The organism is Saccharothrix sp. CB00851, assembly GCF_001905065.1.
Taxonomy (GTDB): Bacteria; Actinomycetota; Actinomycetes; order Mycobacteriales; family Pseudonocardiaceae; genus Actinosynnema.
The window spans coordinates 1-15,883 of the sequence record NZ_LWLC01000005.1; the positions used below are offsets into that span (position 1 = coordinate 1).

Sequence of the window (15,883 nt, forward strand, 5' to 3'; positions counted from 1 at the left end):
TGGAAGCGCCGCCCTTGACACGTGCGGTAGGGCAAAGCCAGGTCGGCGGGATGACACGAAGCCCTCCTATGAGGGAGAAGAACGTGCTCGTGGCACAGCGCGCGGGGGTCGCCGACGAGCGCGGGGTCGAGCGGGCCCGGGGCGTGTGCGGCGGCGTTGCTTCCGCTTTCACATGGGAGGGGTTCGTGTCATCCCGCCGACCTGGCGTAGCCCTACCGCACGTGTCAAGGGGGCCTCGTGCCAGCGTTGCCTCATACTCCAACTTCGGGGCCCCCTTGACGCGTGTGGTAGCCCGGAGGGAGGTCGGTGGGATGACACGGAGCCCGGCCCACGACGCAACAGGAGATACCGGAGGCAGTTGGGGTCATCCTGCTGATCTGCCCGTCCGGCGAGGACGCTTTTGATCTTTTAATCTTTCCGAACTCGAACTCGAACTCGAACTCCCTCACACCAGAACAGGGGCCCTGCGAACAGGACCCCTGCCGGGTGCCGGGAGCGATGTGAGCGATTAGGTCAGAACAAGGCGCTGGCCAGGTTGCGACGGGCCTTGGCGACGCGGTCGTCGTCCGGCGGGAAGAGTTCGAACAGGCCCACCAGGTGTTCCCGAACCCGGTCGCGCTCGTCGCCGTAGACGCGGCGGACCGTGTCGACCAAGCGCTTGAACGCCTGCTCCACGTCGTTCGTCGTCAACTCCAGGTCGGCCGCCGCCAGCTGGGCGTCGACGTTCTCCGGGTCGGCGTCGGCCTTGGTGATGGCGTCCGCGGGCACCGCCTCGGCCCGAGCCGTGAACCTCACCTGCGCCAGGGCGGCCTTCGCCTCGGCGTTGGCGGGCTCAGCGGCCAGGATCGCCTCGTAAGCGGCCTCGGCGGCGGCGAAGTCGCCCTGCTCGAAAGCCTCCTCGGCGGCGGTGAAGCGAAGGTCTTCCGGTTCGGCCGCGGGCTCGTCGCCGGGCTGGGCGGCGCGGTTGGCCTCGGCCGCCTTGATGCCCGGCAGGCGGTCGCGCAGGGCGTCCAGCAGGCGGGTGATCCACTGGCCGAACTCGGCCTCCGGCAGCGGACCGGCGAAGGCGTCGATGGGCTGGCCGCCGGCGATCGCCACCACGGTCGGCACCGACTGCACGCCGAACACCTGGCCGATGCGCGGGCTGGCGTCCAGGTCGACCCTGGCCAGCAGCCAGGTGCCGCCGGACGCCCTGGCGGCACGTTCCAGCACCGGTGAGAGCTGGCCCGCCTCGGGGCTCCACGACGCGGTCAGCTCGACGACGACCGGAACGTCCAGGGAGCGCTCGACGACCGACTGGAACGTCGCCTCGGTGACGTCCAGCACCCACGGGCTCGGACCGGCGTCCGAACCGCCGCCGACCGGGCCGGGACCGGCACCGGACGACGGGGATGGGGTGGCGGCACGCTGCCTCGCGGCGTCGGCCCGGGCCTTCAGCGCGCCGAGGTCGACCGCCCCGGACAGCGCGGCGGACAGTGCGGCGGTCTTTCGGGGGTCTGGCCTTGTCACGCCTCCCATCCTGGCACGAGTCCGACCGCCGGCCACGCGCGGCTAGCCGGGGAGTTGCGCGACCGGGTCGATCGCCATCGGGTTGATCCGCATGGCCTCGTTGAGGCGTCCCAGGCGAAGCGCGATCGGGGTCGTCAACTCGGCGAAGCGGGCGGTGCCCGCCGCACCCAGGACGTCCCACGGACGGGTGGCGGCCTCGTCGGTGCGGCGTTCGACGTCCTCGCGCAGCGCCCGACCGGCCGGGGTGAGGCCGCCGTCGAGCAACCCGCGCTCGGTGAGCGCCGCTTCGGCTTCCCGCCACTCCTCCTCCGACCAGCCACGCGCGGCACGCATGTAGGCCGAGTCGAGGCCCTTGTCGGCGCTGAACAGCACCAACGTCTCGCACGGCCCCAGGTCGGCAGCCACCAGCGCGGCGATGTGGCCGTCACCACGCGACTCACGCAACGTCGTGCACGCCTGCCACAACGCCAGGTGCGGCTCGTCCGGCACGGGCAGCACGCAGTTCGCCGCGCCCAGCACGCGTCCCGCCAACGGCACCGCCTCGGCGGCCTGACCGGCCAGGTCGGCGGCCTCGGCGACGTCCAGGCTCTCCAGCATCCGCCGCAGGGCCCGGTCGACGCCCTCAAGCCGGGCTTCCAGGAACCGGGCGGGGCTGGCCACGTCCCACGCGTCGGGCAGCGCACGGGCCACCATGCGCGGGTGGAAGCTGAAGAACGCGGCGGTCACGACCTCCGGCGACACCGCGCCCAGCGGTGCCGCGCGCTGACCGAAGTAGCCCATCCAGCCGCCCTTGCAGCCCAGCGCGTCGGTCACCGCCCGAGACTCGGGCGAGAAGTACGTGACGTCGTGATAGGTCTCGAAGCGGACCCACAGATCCCTCGGTTCCATGCGCACCGACTTTAGTTGGACGTCCGACTATTCGTCAGTAGCGAGGTGTTGTTCGAGCCGCTCCACCTTGGCCGTGAGCTGACCCGTCCACCCCGGCCGGATGTCCGCCTTGAGCACCAGGCTGACCCGCGGCGCGGTGGCCTGCACGACCTCCGTCGCCTTCTTCACCACCGCCATCACCTCGTCCCACTCGCCCTCGACCAGCGTGAACATGGCGTTGGTCTCGTTGGGCAGACCGGACTCGCGGACCACCCGCACGGCCTGGGCGACGGCCTCCGCCACCCCGTCGGACTCCCCGCCGAGCGGGCTGACACTGAACGCGACGAGCACTTCTGCCTCCTGGTCGGGGTACCCACTGGTAGCTTCGGCGCATGACGTCCCAGCCGCTGCCGTTCGACCCCATCGCGCGCGCCGCCGAGCTGTGGGAGAAGCGGATCGGACCGTCGACGGCGATGGCGGCGGTCACCAGCGTCATGCGAGTACAGCAGATCATCCAGTCCGCCGTGGACGCCGCCCTCAAACCGCAAGGGCTGACGTTCGCGCGGTTCGAGGCGCTGGTGCTGTTGACGTTCGCCCGCACGGGCAGCCTGCCGATGCGGGTCATGGGCGAACGCCTCCAACTGCACCCGACCAGCGTCACGAACATCGTGGACCGGTTGGAAGCCGACGGACTCGTGCGCCGCAACCCCCACCCCACCGACCGGCGCACCACCCTGGTGGAGATCACCGAGGCCGGGCACGCCCGGCGCGAGGCCGCCACCGAAGCCGTGACCAGCGTCGAGTTCGGGTTGCGCGGGCTGACCGACCGGCAGACCGAGCAGCTGACCGACCTGCTGGCCAAGGTCCGCCGCGCGGTCGGCGACTTCGAGGACTGAACCCGGCGGGGCTGGACTCCGAGCGCTGAATTCGGTCGACAGACCGTCGCCGCCCGGCCACCTTGCACGTCGTGCGGGAGATCAGGGCTCTGGTGACGGTCGGCGGCCGGTTCGTGGGCGCGGCCGAGCCGTTCACCGTCGACAGCCCGTGGTGGAACGACGTCGAGCCCGTCACCGCGCACCTGGACCGGGTTCTCGGCGTGACGACGAGCGTGTTGCGGCTGGTGGGGACCACCACGCCGGCGATGCGCGACGGCGTGGTGACCTACCAGGTGGAGGCCGACCGGGTGCCGGACCGGGGGCTGTCGGCCGACTCGCCGCCGCACGAGTTCCCCGATCACCCGCTGCGGCTGCCGTGGGCGCGTCCGGGCGGTCCGGCGGCGTTGGTGGCGTGGGCTCGGCGGCACGTCGAGGTGACCGGGCCGCCCGTGCAGGTGAAGACGTGGAACCTGTCGTGCCTGTACCGGCTGCCGACCGCGGGCGGGAACGTCTGGGCGAAGGCCACGCCGCCGTTCATGGCGGACGAGGGCGAGGTGATCCGGCTGGTGGCGTCCGTGGACCCGTCGTTGGCACCGGGGTTGATCGCGGCGGAGCCCGGTCGGGTGCTGCTGGCGGAGGCTCCCGGGGTGGACTGCTGGCAGCCGGGGCCCGAGGTCGTCGAACGGATCGTGCCGCGGTGGGTGGCGGTGCAGGCGGCGTTGGCCGGTTCGGGTGAGCCGCCGTTGCGGGTGCGCGGGGTGAGGGTGCCGGACTTCGGGTTGCCGCAGACGCTGCTGCACGGCGACTTCCACCCGGGCAACTGGCGTTCCGGCGGGGTGGTGCTCGACTGGGGTGACGCGCACTGGGGCCACCCGGCGTTGGACGCGGCGCGGCTCATCGGGTTCGTCGCGCCGGAGTTCCGGCCCGCGATCGAACGCGCGTGGGTGGACGCGTGGTTGCGCCACTACCCGTCGAGCGACCCGGCGAGCGCGCTGCGGCACGCCCGACCGGCGTCACACCTCGTCGGCGCGGTGGTGTACCAGGAGTTCCTGGACAACATCGAGCCGAGTGAGCGCGTCTACCACCTCGGTGACCCCGAGGCGGAGTTGGAACGCGCTCAGTCCTTCGCGGTCTGAGCGTCGTCCAGACGACCGGTCCGGTTGGCCCACCGCTCGAACACCACGGTGCCGAACGGCGGGATGCTCGCGACCAGGCCGAGGATGAGCGTCTTGCGGTCCCAGCGGTCCGCCAGCATCAACGTCACCAGCACGTACCCGACGAAGATCACGCCGTGGACCGGCCCGAAGACCTTCACGCCGATCTCGTTCTCCACCACGACGTACTTGAAGAACATGCCGATCAACAGACCGGCCCACGACACCGCCTCGGCCAGGGCGAGCAGGCGAAACCGACCAACAGCGCTGCTAAGCATGCCCCCATTGTGCTTCGTGACCGCCCTCACCCACCCCCCACCCCCACGCGAGTCGTACCTCCAGCCCGCGTGTGTCCTACGTTCGGAACGCGCGTGTCCTACGTTCGCGCACCCCGAGTTGAACACTCAGAACAAGATCGACTGTTCCGAGTGTTGAACTCGGGTGTCCTGAACGTAGGACACGCGCGTTCCGAACGTAGGACACGCGGGTGTGGAGGTACGACTCTCGCGATTAGTCCTCCCAGCGGAAGATGCGGGCGGCGATGAAGCCCACGACCAGGGTGAACGCGATGAGGACGGCGGAGGGCAGCAGCAGGGCTTCGACGCCCTTGCCGCGGACCAGGACGTCCAGCATGCCGTCGTTCATGTGGCGCAACGGGAAGGCGTACGACACCGTCTGCAGCCACCCGGGCGCGTTCTCCACCGGGAAGAACGTGCCCGACAGGAACGCCATCGGCATGATCACGATGTTCGCCGCACCGGACGCCGCCTCCTCCGTCTTGCAGAACGCGCCCACCAGCATCCCGATCGCGAAGAACGCCGTCGTGCCCAGCACCAGCAACGGCAGCGCCAGGTACCACTGACCGGTCAGCTTCAGCCCGAACACCGGCAGCAGCGCCACCGCCACGAACACCACGCCCTGCGCCACCGCCGTGCCGATGCTCACCAGCACCCGCGACGTCAGGACGGTCGTCGTGCTCACCGGCGCCAGCCGGATCCGCCGCAGCACCTGCTTCTTGCGCCACGACACCATGGTCAACGCCGAGCCGAACACGCCCGAGATCGAGATCGCCCACGACAGGATGCCGGGCGTCAGGTACTGGATCGGCTTGAGCGACGCGTCCTCGACCGACTTAATCTCCAGCGTGAACCGCGGCGTCACGTTCGCCGCACCCAGGTTGATCTTGTCGACCACTCCCGACACGATGCCCGTCACGGTGCCCGCCGCGACCTGGTCGCTGGCCGCGTAGATCAGCTCCACCCGATCGCCGGAAACGACCACGGCGGCGGGCAGGTCACCGTCGTCCACCTTCTGCCGCGCCGACGCCGCGTCCGGGTGCTTCTCCAGCTCGATCGCGCCGGTCTGCTCCAACGTCGACAGCACGGGCCCCTCGCCCACCGCCGCGATCTTCGTCTTGTCGCTGCCCGAGTCACCGAGCAGCAGGCCGAACACGACCAGGAACATCAGCGGGAACAGGAAGACGAAGAACAACGTCATCTTGTCCCGCAGGAAGCCCTTCACCATGGCCGCCGACAGGCTCCGGAACGCGGTCATGCGCGGTACTCCCGTCCGGTCAGGTCGAGGAAGACGTCCTCCAACGTGGCCGTGCGCACCTGCAGGCCGTCCAACGTGCCGCGTTCGGCCAACGCCGACAGCACCGGCGCGGGCTTGCGGGTGGAGATGGTCAACGACACCTCGTCCTCGTGCGCGTCCTCGACCCCGGTGATTCCCCGCGCCGCCTCCCGCGTCATCAACCCCTTCTGCAGCACCACGTGCGTGGGCGCGTCGAGACCGCGCACCAGCGTCGCGGGCGCGTCCATCGCGAGGATCCGGCCGCGGTCCATGATCGCCACCCGGTCGCACAGGATCTCGGCCTCGTCGAGGTAGTGCGTCGTGTACACGATGGTCTTGCCCCTGGCCTGGATCGCGCGCAGCACGTCCCACAGGTTGCGCCGGGCCTGCGGGTCCAGCGCGGCGGTCGGCTCGTCCAGGAAGACCAGGTCCGGGTCGTGCACGAGGGCGCACGCGATCGACAGGCGCTGCCGCTGGCCGCCGGAGAGCTTGTTCTCCTGCACGTCCGCCTTGTCGGACAGGCCGACCAGCTCCAGCATCTCGTCGGCCTTGCGCGGGCTCACGCCGTACAGCGAGCCGAACGTCTGCAACTGCTCCCGGGCGGTCAGCTTCTCGAAGAAGCTCGACGCCTGCAGCTGCACGCCGATGCGCGGCAGCAGCTTCGGGTTGCGCGGCCACGGCTGCTCGCCGAGCAGCGTCACCTGGCCGCCATCGGGCTTGCGCAGGCCCTCGACGATCTCCAGCGTGGTGGTCTTGCCCGCGCCGTTCGGCCCCAGGATGCCGAAGAACTCCCCCTCGGCGACGGTGAACGAGACACCGTCCACCGCCTTCAGCTCGCCGTAGCTCTTTCTGATGTCGGCAACCACGACGGCCGGTATGCGTGCCCCTGTCATGGCTGGACGGTAAGCCGCGCCGGCCGCCGGTGGTGCCACTTCGGTCCGTTCGCGACGGAAGTGGACGAGGATCGAGACTTTTGACGGACCCGCTGGTAGCAGCCCGCGCGCGGACGATTACGAGACGTGCTCACCTGTGCAGGGCGAGGCCGGTGCGGACGACGGGCCGGTCGCCCACGTCGCCTCCGCCGGGTCGGTGGTGAGGCGGTAGGCCAGGTGCGCGCCGTCGAGCCGGGAGACGTTCAGGTAGGCCCGGTCCCACGGCTGCGAGTCGACGTCCAGCGACCGCACGTACTGCAGCTCCGACGGGTCCGCGCCGTCCGCCGTGACGGTGATGTCACGCCCGTTCTCCAGGTGCACGACCACCCGGTCGAACCTCGGCGCGTTCAGCACGAAGTCACCGGTGCCCGGCGTCACCGGGTACAGCCCCAAGGCGCTGCACACGTACCAGGCCGACATCTGCCCGAGGTCGTCGTTGCCCGTCACGCCGTTCGGCGCGTCCACGAACAACGTCTGCGCCGCCCGCACCACGGCCGACGTCTTCCACGGCTGCCCCATCAGCGCGTACATCCACGGGACGTGCAGGTCCGGCTCGTTGTTCGGGTTGTAGCGGAACTGGTTGTAGTACTCGTACGGCCCGACGACCCACTTGTCGCGCACGGTCCGCGCCGGGTCCGCGACCAGGTCCGGGTAGGCGAAGAAGTCGTCCAGCCGGGCCACCGCCGCGTCACGGCCGCCGAGCAGCCACACCAACCCGGGCACGTCCTGCTGCACGAGCCACTGGTACTGCCACGCCGTGCCCTCGTGGAAGCCGTCCGGGCCCTGGGGGCTGAACGGTGCCAGCCACCGGCCGTCGCCCAGCCTCGGCCGCGGGAAGCCGGTGAACCCGCGGTCGGACACCGAAGCGTCCCACAGCACCCGGTAGTTCAGCCCGCGCCCGCGCAGGACCTCCGCGTCGTCGTGGCGCCCCAACGCAGCGGCCATGATCGCCAGCGAGGAGTCCGCCAGCGCGTACTCCAACGTCGCCGAGGCGCCGTGGTGGGGGTCGACGTCCTGCCCCTTCTTGCGAAAACCCTTGTCGTACTGGACGAAACCGTGCGTGAGGTAGGACGGGTTGCCCGCCCTGCCCTCGAACGGCGACGACGCGGGCGGCACGCCGTTCGCGTTCTGCCACAACGCCTCGTAGGCGCGCTCCTCCACCCCTTCCAACGCGCCGAACCGCCACAGGTCGACCAGGAACGGCGTGACCGGGTCGCCGGTCATCGTGTTGGTCTCCTGGTTGGCGTACGCCCAGCGGGGCAGCCACCCGCCCTGCTTGTGAATCGCCAGCAACGACCGCGCGATGTCCTTCGCCCGTTCGGGCCGCAGCAGCGCCAGCAGCTGGTTCTGCGCCCGGTAGGTGTCCCAGAGCGAGAAGTACTCGTAGTAGGTCCAGCCGTCGGCCGTGTGCACCCGTCCGTCGAACCCGCGGTACCGGCCGTCCACGTCGTTGCCCGTCAACGGTTGCAACAGCACGTGGTAGAGCGCGGTGTAGAAGACGGTGCGGTCGGTGCCCTCCGCGGAGACCTCGACGCTCGACAGCTCCCGCCGCCACGCCTCCTGGGCTTCCGCGCGCAACGAGTCGAACGACCTCCCGCGCGCCTCACCGAGGTTCTTCGCCGCACCGTCCGCGTCCACGTGCGAGAGGGCGGTGGCCGCCGTGACCGGGCCTTCCGTGAACGTCACCCACTGCCCGCGCAGCCCCGCACCGCCCTCGGCGCCACCCCAGTTGCCGGTCTTGGCGAAGGGCCGGTCGAACGTCGTGGTGAAGTACGTCGTGTACGGCTTGCCGCCGCAGAACGCCTGCGCCACCACGGTTCCGGCCACCGTGCGGTCGTCCACCACCCGCACGCTGCTCCCGGACACCGGCTCGCCGTCGTTCGCCTGACCCACGTTCACCAGCACGTGCGGCGTCACCCCCGGCGGGAACGTGAACCGCTCCACCCCGGCACGCGTGGTCGCCGTCGACTCCACCGTGATGCCGGACGCCAGCCGCACGCGGTAGTAGCCGGGCTTGCCGACCTCGCCCTCGTGCGTGTACTTCGATCCGTACTCGCGGTGGTCGAAGGTGCGCGGCAAGCCGGTCGTCGGCAGGATCGACACCAGCCCGCCCTGCTCCGAGCACCCCGCGCCGGACAGGAAGAAGTGCCCGAACCCGCGGATCAGCGGGTCGTCGTAGCGGTAACCGGCGTAGTGCGAGCCGATCGGGCTCGAATGGGCCATCCCGAACGGCATCGAGGCGCCCGGGAACGTGTTCCCGTCGTCCTTCGTGCCGATGAACGTGTTCACGGATTCCACGGGGTCAGCCGTCACCGATCCACCATAGGGTCAGCCCACCGCGATGGCGAACACGTGGAACGTCCCACCGGTCACCGACGGCGGCAAAGTAACCGAACGGACCTGCTTGTCGGCCCGCAACGCGATCGGCGCGGTCGCGAACACGTGCACCTTGAGCTGCTGCGGCTCGCCGCCGGCGTTGTTGCGGTACGGCGTGGTGACGACGACCCGGTTGTCGAACGACGGCGGCAGGTTCGCCGCACCGCCCAGCGCCCAGTCGGAGAACCCCACCTCGGCGGTCTGCGTGCTGCCGTCGGTGTAGGTGACGGTGAGCGTGCCGGAGGCCTTGCCGTTGCCCGCGGCGCCGAGCAGCCCGAGCTTCGTCGCACCCGCCGGCGCGCTGAGCGTCACCGTCTCGCCGGAGGCGTTCACGTTGTCCGCCTCACCGGCCGGTGACGCCGGCCAGGTGTAGGTGAGGCCGTCGGAGGCGAGCGTGCCACCGGGCGTCACGCCCGCCTCGGCCAGCGCGTCGCGCGAGTAGCTCCAGCCTCCGCCGTCGAAGTTGCCGACGGCCTGGTCGGCGTCCGGTGACGTGCCGACGTTGTCGAACGCCGCCCGCAGGCTCCCCGGCTCGGCCACCAGCACCGAGACGGTGGACCGCTGGCCGTTGGAGAACGTCAGCGGCACGCGGTGGGTCTGCTCGGCCGCGTCCGCCGCGACCGCGACGGTGACCTCGGTGCCCACCTTCTCCCCCGCCGGGATCGTCACCGCGCCGGACGACGGGGTGAGCGTGATCCCGGCCGGCGGCTGCGCGGTCCACGACACCTTGCCGCCGTCACCGGAGAAGTCCTGCGCGCCGATGGTCACGGTGCCGCTGCCGCCCGCGGGCAGCACCAGCCGTCCCGGTTGCACGAACGCCTGCTGCCCCACCTCGCCGTCCCGGAACGACGGCGGCGCGTCGGCCGGGCCCGTGCCCCAGGTGGTCGGGGTCGCGGACAGCCCGAACTCCACCGTGCCACCTGCGGTGACCAGCGACTCTGGCAGCCACGTGCGGGTCTGGGCACGCCCGTTGAGCTTGAGGTTCGACACGTACGCGCCCGTCCCGGACGCCTTGATCACGATCGGCGCGCCGTTCGGCCGGGTGATCGTGACCTCGCTGAACAACGGGCTGTTGACCACCAGCTCGGCCCGGCCGGGGATCACCGGGTACACGCCCAGCGCCGCCCACACGTACCAGGACGACATCTGGCCCAGGTCGTCGTTGCCCATCAGGCCGTCCGGGCCGGGGCCGAACAGCTCGGTCACCGCGCGCCGCGTCACCTCCGCGGTCTTCGCGGGCGCGCCCGCCCAGTTGTACAGCCACAGCGAGTGCATGATCGGCTCGTTGCCGAGGAACGCGTACGGCTCCTCCGGGCCGGCGTTCAGCTTGGTGAAGAACGCGTCGAGCCGGTCGCGGACCTCCGCGTCACCGCCCATCGCGGTGAACAGGCCGCGCACGTTGTACGGCACCATCCACGTGTACTGGGCGGCGTTGCCCTCGACCCAGTTGTCCGGGCTGCCCGGCTTGAACGGCTCCACGTACGAGCCATCGCGGTTGCGCGGCTGGGTGTAGCCGGTGGCCGGGTTGAACACGTTCTGCCAGTACTGGGCGCGTGCCATGAACGTCTGCCAGGTCGCGCCGTCACCCAGCCGGCGGGCGAGGTCGGCGATGGCGAAGTCCGCCGTCGTGTACTCCAGGGTGGTCGCAGGCGCTCCCCACACCCCGCGGGCGCCCACCGGCACGTACCCGAGGTCCATGTACTCCGTGAGACCCGGCCGTTCCTCGTAGCCCTGGGTCGGCTGCGTCGCTCCGCGCAGCATCAGCAGCAGTGCCTTGCGCGCGTCGAAGTCCTTGGCGCCGAAGGCGTACGCGCTCGCCACCATCACGTGGTACGGGTCGCCGACCATGACGCCGGTGTAGCCGTTGGCCACCGTCCAGCGGTCCCACGCGCCGCCCTGCTCGGCGAACGCCACCATGGAGCGGACCATGTCCGAGGCTTCCTCCGGCGCGAGCAACGACAGCAGCTGCATCTCCGAGCGGTAGACGTCCCAGCCGGAGAAGTTGGTGTAGACGGCGTGACCGCGCTCGGCGGTGTGGATTCGGCCGTCGAAGCCCGGGTAGCGGCCGTCGGTGTCGGAGAAGACGTTGGGCTGCAACAGGGAGTGGTAGAGCGCCGTGTAGAACGTGGTGCGCTGCGCGTCCGTGCCGCCGGTGACCTTCACCTGGTTGAGCCGGTCGTTCCACGCCCGCCGGGCGGCGGCGTGCACGGCGTCGAAGGACTTGCCCGTGTTCTCCGCCTTCAGGTTCTTCTTCGCGCCGTCGATCGAGACGAACGACAGTCCGACGCGCATGGTCACGTCCGGGTCGGCGAACGTCACCCAGCCGCCCGAACCCGGACCCGACACGGTGGTGTCCTCGGCTTCGACCTCGCGCTCGCCCTGTGCTTCAAGGGTTTTCGGCGCGTCGCCGAGCCCATCGCGGACGCCGGAGCCGCCGCGTTCGGAGGACCGGCCGGGCGTGACGGTGCCGTTGCGCCAGGTGCCGACAGAGGCGAACGGCTGGTCGAACTGTGCGTGGAAGTACACCCGGTAGCGGTGGTCCGCGCCGCAGAACCGGCCGCTGGTGGCCCAGCCGCTGATGGTGTCCGTGCCGAGGGTGACCTCGGCGTCGTCCGTGCCCGAGATGGAGCCGGACGTGTTGACCAGCAACGTCGACGTCGACCCGCCCGGGTAGGAGAACCGGCCGGTGCCGGTGCGCTGCGTGACCGTCAACTCGACCTTGGTCCCGCTGTCGAGGGTCACCCCGTAGTAGCCCGGGGACGCGGTCTCGTTGCTGTGCGAGAACGTCGAGACGTACCGGTCAGGATCGGTCGCGGGCGAGGTCGTCACCTCGCCGGTGAACGGCATGATCGGGATGTCCTGGTACGTCGAGCAGCCGGCGCCGGACAGGTGGGTGAGGCTGAAACCCCTGATCCGGTCATCTTCATACGCGTAACCGCCGTGTTGGCGGGTCACCGTGTCCGGGCTCCACTGCACCATGCCGAACGGCACGTCCGCGCCGGGGAAGTTGTTGCCCGCGCCACCGCCCGTGCCGTGGTCCGGGCCACCCGGCTGGGTGCCGACGAACGGGTTCACCCACCTGGCGAGGTCGTCCACCTGCGCCTCCCCTGCCACCGGGTGGACCACTGCGAGTGCCGCCGAGAGACCTACCACCGCCGCGAGTCCGAGAGTCGTGCGCACGAGCCGCCTCCAGTGACAACGCTGTCCACCAACGATCCGTAATCGCATACTCGCGGAGAGTGCGGGGGTGCCGTCAACCCCGGTGTCCGGGGTTTGTCCGGTTCGAGACAGCCAGGACGTTGACAGACGTGACAGCGGGGTGTGTGATTCGCGCACTATGACAACGTTGTCCCCGAACGGCGCGGCAGGCGTCCGCAAAGTGCGGCGTGCCACGATGAACGACGTGGCGCGGCTGGCGGGCGTCAGCATCAAGACCGTCTCGCGCGTGGTGAACGACGAGGCGGGCGTGCACCCGGCCACCGCCGAACGGGTGCTGGCCGCGATCGACCAGCTCGGCTTCCGGCGCAACCTCAGCGCCCGCAACCTGCGCCGCGGCTCGTCCACCGGCACCATCGGCCTGGTGCTGGAGGACGTCGGCAACCCGTTCTACTCCGGCGTCACGCGTGCGGTCGAGGAGATCGCGCGGCTGCGCGGCCGCCAGGTGATCACCGGCTCGTCCGACGAGGACCCGGCGCGGGAGCGCGAGCTGTCGCTGGAGTTCTGCTCGCGGCGGGTGGACGGGCTGCTGGTCGTGCCCGCCGGGTTGCAGCACGGGTACCTGGTGCCGGAGATGCGCGCGGGCACGCCGGTCGTGTTCCTGGACCGGCCGGCCGGTGACGTCGTGGCCGACACCGTGCTGGTGGACAACATCGGCGGCACCGCGGCGGCGGTGGCGCACCTGGCGTCGTTCGGGCACCGGCGGATCGCGTTCCTCGGCGACGCGCCGGACATCTTCACCGCCAACGAACGGCTGCGCGGCTACCGCGAGGGCTGCGTGCGCGCCGGTATCGGGTACCACGAGTCCCTGGTGGTCATGGGGCCGCACGACGAGGAGTCGGTGCGCAAGGCGTTGCAGGGCCTGCGGAACGCCGCCGACCCGGCGACCGCGGTGGTGACCGGCAACAACCGGATCACCGTGCACGCTGTGCGCGCGTTGGCGGGCAGTGCCGTACGGCCCGCCCTGGTGGGCTTCGACGACTTCGAGCTGGCCGACCTGCTGTCGCCGCCGGTGACCGTGATCGCGCACGACGCGAGCGCGCTCGGCAAGGCAGCGGCGGACCTGCTGTTCGCCCGACTGGACGGCGACGGCTCCCCACCGCGCCGCGTCGTCCTGCCGGTCCGGTTGGTGCCCCGTGGATCAGGAGAGATGCGCGCATGAGTTCCGACAACCAGCCCGTCGCGCTGGAGGCCAACCAGCCGCGGCAGTTCTACCGGGGCGGTGCGGCCATCGCGGCGTTCCGGAGCCGGGACTCCGCCGACGCCGGGCCAGAGGACTGGGTCGCGTCGACCACCACGCAGTTCGGCAAGGACGAGGCGGGGTTGACGCGGCTGCCGGACGGGCGGTGGCTGCGCGACGCGGTGGCGGCCGATCCGGAGTCGTGGCTGGGCGCGGAGCACGCGGCGGAGTTCGGCGCGGACACCGCGCTGCTGGTGAAGCTGCTCGACGCCGGGCAGCGGCTGCCGGTGCACTGCCACCCGTCCGACGCGTTCGCGGCGACGCACCTCGGCTGCCGGCACGGCAAGACCGAGGCGTGGATCGTGATCGGCACGTCCGGGCCCGACCCGACGGTGTACCTCGGGTTCCGCGAGGACGTGCCCGCCGCGGTCGCCGCCGAGTGGGTGTCCACTCAGGACTCGGCCGCCATGCTGGCCGCGCTGAACCCGGTCAAGGTCTCGCCCGGTGACACGGTGTTCGTGCCCGCGGGTGTGCCGCACGCGATCGGCGAGGGCGTGTTCATCGTGGAGCTCCAGCAGCCGACCGACTTCTCGGTGACGTTGGAGTGGAAGGGTTTCCTGGCCGACGCCGAGGCCGGGCACCTCGGTCTGGGCTACGACAAGGCGTTGGACTGCCTGGAGCGCCGCGCCCAGTCGCCGGACGACCTCGTGCGCCGCACGCGGGCGCTCACCGGCCGGTCGGTGGACCTGTTCGACGCCCAGGCCGACCCGTTCTTCCGCGCCGACCGGCTGCACGTGTCCGGCACGGCGGCGCTGGAGCCCTCGTTCGGCGTGTTCGTGGTGCTGGAGGGCGCCGGCACGCTGGGTCCGGTCGCGGTGCACCGGGGCAGCACGGTGGTCGTGCCGCACGCGGCGGGCGAGGTCGTGGTGACCGGCGACGTCGTCGCCATCCGGTGCCGTCCGCCCTCGGTGCCGACGCTCCGGAGCTGAAAGCCCACCGCGAGAGTCCAACGCTCAGCGCGCGAGAGTCCAACGTTCGCGGACCCTGAATTCCACGCTCAGGCGTCCTGCGAGGCGCCCCCTCACGCGTCCCGCGAGGCACCTGAGCGTGGAATTCAGGTGCGCTGAGCGTTGGACTCTCGCGCTGTGAGCGTTGGACTCTCGCGGTCAGAGGTACTTGTTGGCCAGTTCGGAGTACTCCTTCTCCAGGTCGTCGGCCAGATAGGCGACGTAGGCCCACGGCACCTCGTGCACGTGGTCGCGCATGCCGAGCAGGTGGCGCTTGGCCCGCGGCGCGTCGTCGGCCAGGGCGAACGCCGCCGCGAACAGGTTGTGCGCCTGCAACGCGCGCGGGTGCGGCTTGGTCGGGGTCGAGTCCCACTTGTCCGCCGCCGCGGCGATCTCCTCCCGGTGCCGGGTGAAGTACCGCATCTTCAGCGTCGCGATCTTCAACGCCGACCGCGCCTGCACGGCGTCCTCGAACTGCTCCAGGAAGATCTCGAAGTGCGCGAGCGGCAGCATGGCCACCACAGGGTCACCCGGCGGCGCGGCGTCGACGCTGCCCTGCGCGAACGCCATCATCTCCTCGGCCGACCCGCCCCACTTCGACGCCAGGATCTGCAACCGGGTCCAGTGCGCCGGGTACAGCGTCGCGCACCGCGCCACGATCTCCCGCCACACCTCGTCCTTCTGGTCCCGGTCGACCTGCAACCCGAGGCCCGCGGTCTGCAGCTGCGCCCACGGCACCGCGTCCCGCGGCAGGAGCTTGGCGGCCTCGTGCAACGGGCCGACGGCCTTGCGCAGGGTGCCGAAGAAGACCTTGAACCGGTCCTTGCCGACGCTGTCGGCCCGCCCCGAGCCGCGGATCGCCCACGCCTCCCGGATGAACGCCGTGCCGGCCAGCAGCCACAGGTCCGGGTCGGTGTTGTTCTTCGCCAGCTCCAGCAGCTCGTCGGCGTGGCCGATGGCGTGCTCGCCGAGCACCTCGACCCGCAACGCCCGCACCTCGGGCTCGTCACGGCACTCCGCGAGCACCGTGGTCGCCGCCCTCAGGTGGCCCGCGTCCATCTCCTCCGCCGCGATGTCCAGGATCGCGTCGTCGTAGGTGTGGTCCCGCACCACTTCACGGGCGAGCGCGGCAGGCCGCTTCCTCCGGAAAATCCCCACTCCAGCGACCTTACTTTCCTCCGAGCCCGAGTGGCTT

General features: G+C 70.9%; 13 protein-coding genes. 4 read left to right on the plus strand and 9 right to left on the minus strand.

Translation table 11 applies throughout. The features are described from left to right. Positions 1-513: 513 nt before the first annotated feature. From A6A25_RS07215 to A6A25_RS07225, 3 genes are read right to left on the minus strand one after another with little or no spacing between them, the layout of a single operon-like run. Entirely contained in the window at positions 514-1,509 is a 996-nt protein-coding gene (locus A6A25_RS07215) for a tetratricopeptide repeat protein (protein ID WP_073887077.1), read from the minus strand. A 42-nt stretch (positions 1,510-1,551) separates the two neighbouring features. Further along, entirely contained in the window at positions 1,552-2,397 is an 846-nt protein-coding gene (locus A6A25_RS07220; RefSeq protein ID WP_073887078.1) for an SCO6745 family protein, read from the minus strand. A 27-nt stretch (positions 2,398-2,424) separates the two neighbouring features. Then, entirely contained in the window at positions 2,425-2,727 is a 303-nt protein-coding gene (locus tag A6A25_RS07225; RefSeq protein WP_073887079.1) for an MTH1187 family thiamine-binding protein, read from the minus strand. 41 nt (positions 2,728-2,768) lie between these two features. Here A6A25_RS07225 and A6A25_RS07230 point away from each other — a divergent pair, with 41 nt between their 5' ends. Further along, positions 2,769-3,272, plus strand: coding sequence for a MarR family winged helix-turn-helix transcriptional regulator (locus A6A25_RS07230; protein ID WP_073887080.1), 504 nt, complete (start codon positions 2,769-2,771; stop codon positions 3,270-3,272). Positions 3,273-3,343: 71 nt separating this feature from the next. Beyond that, entirely contained in the window at positions 3,344-4,387 is a 1,044-nt protein-coding gene (locus A6A25_RS07235) for an aminoglycoside phosphotransferase family protein (protein WP_198932598.1), read from the plus strand. Here the strand turns inward: A6A25_RS07235 and A6A25_RS07240 are convergent. From A6A25_RS07240 to A6A25_RS07260, 5 genes are all read right to left on the minus strand, one after another. Next, positions 4,369-4,683 (minus strand): DUF3817 domain-containing protein, encoded by a 315-nt coding sequence (locus A6A25_RS07240; protein WP_073887081.1) that lies wholly within the window; start codon positions 4,681-4,683, stop codon positions 4,369-4,371. The genes A6A25_RS07235 and A6A25_RS07240 overlap by 19 nt on opposite strands. Before the next feature lie 232 nt (positions 4,684-4,915). Continuing rightward, positions 4,916-5,959, minus strand: a complete 1,044-nt coding sequence (locus A6A25_RS07245) for an ABC transporter permease (RefSeq protein ID WP_073887082.1) — start codon at positions 5,957-5,959, stop codon at positions 4,916-4,918. Then, positions 5,956-6,870 (minus strand): ABC transporter ATP-binding protein, encoded by a 915-nt coding sequence (locus tag A6A25_RS07250; RefSeq protein WP_073887083.1) that lies wholly within the window; start codon positions 6,868-6,870, stop codon positions 5,956-5,958. Before A6A25_RS07250 ends, A6A25_RS07245 begins: the two co-directional genes overlap by 4 nt. Positions 6,871-6,987: 117 nt before the next feature. Beyond that, positions 6,988-9,222, minus strand: a complete 2,235-nt coding sequence (locus A6A25_RS07255; protein ID WP_083668073.1) for a GH92 family glycosyl hydrolase — start codon at positions 9,220-9,222, stop codon at positions 6,988-6,990. A 15-nt stretch (positions 9,223-9,237) separates the two neighbouring features. Continuing rightward, complete coding sequence (locus A6A25_RS07260; protein ID WP_083668075.1) at positions 9,238-12,513, minus strand: GH92 family glycosyl hydrolase; 3,276 nt, start codon at positions 12,511-12,513, stop codon at positions 9,238-9,240. Between the two features lie 166 nt (positions 12,514-12,679). On the opposite strand from A6A25_RS07260, the gene A6A25_RS07265 reads away from it, so the two are divergent. After that, positions 12,680-13,663, plus strand: coding sequence for a LacI family DNA-binding transcriptional regulator (locus tag A6A25_RS07265; protein WP_073887306.1), 984 nt, complete (start codon positions 12,680-12,682; stop codon positions 13,661-13,663). After that, entirely contained in the window at positions 13,660-14,670 is a 1,011-nt protein-coding gene (locus A6A25_RS07270; RefSeq protein WP_073887085.1) for a class I mannose-6-phosphate isomerase, read from the plus strand. The genes A6A25_RS07265 and A6A25_RS07270 overlap by 4 nt, the downstream gene beginning before the upstream one ends. Positions 14,671-14,847: 177 nt before the next feature. On the opposite strand, the gene A6A25_RS07275 is transcribed toward A6A25_RS07270, so the two are convergent. After that, complete coding sequence (locus A6A25_RS07275) at positions 14,848-15,846, minus strand: hypothetical protein (protein ID WP_241828537.1); 999 nt, start codon at positions 15,844-15,846, stop codon at positions 14,848-14,850. Between the last annotated feature and the right edge of the window lie 37 nt (positions 15,847-15,883).

Excerpts from the sequence above, each read along its gene's own strand:
- A6A25_RS07220 (WP_073887078.1), bottom strand. The coding sequence starts at position 2,397 with ATGGAACCGAGGGATCTGTGGGTCCGCTTCGAGACCTATCACGACGTC.
- A6A25_RS07230 (WP_073887080.1), top strand. The coding sequence starts at position 2,769 with ATGACGTCCCAGCCGCTGCCGTTCGACCCCATCGCGCGCGCCGCCGAG.
- A6A25_RS07240 (WP_073887081.1), bottom strand. The coding sequence starts at position 4,683 with ATGCTTAGCAGCGCTGTTGGTCGGTTTCGCCTGCTCGCCCTGGCCGAG.
- A6A25_RS07245 (WP_073887082.1), bottom strand. The coding sequence starts at position 5,959 with ATGACCGCGTTCCGGAGCCTGTCGGCGGCCATGGTGAAGGGCTTCCTG.
- A6A25_RS07250 (WP_073887083.1), bottom strand. The coding sequence starts at position 6,870 with ATGACAGGGGCACGCATACCGGCCGTCGTGGTTGCCGACATCAGAAAG.
- A6A25_RS07260 (WP_083668075.1), bottom strand. The coding sequence starts at position 12,513 with ATGCGATTACGGATCGTTGGTGGACAGCGTTGTCACTGGAGGCGGCTC.
- A6A25_RS07265 (WP_073887306.1), top strand. The coding sequence starts at position 12,680 with ATGAACGACGTGGCGCGGCTGGCGGGCGTCAGCATCAAGACCGTCTCG.
- A6A25_RS07270 (WP_073887085.1), top strand. The coding sequence starts at position 13,660 with ATGAGTTCCGACAACCAGCCCGTCGCGCTGGAGGCCAACCAGCCGCGG.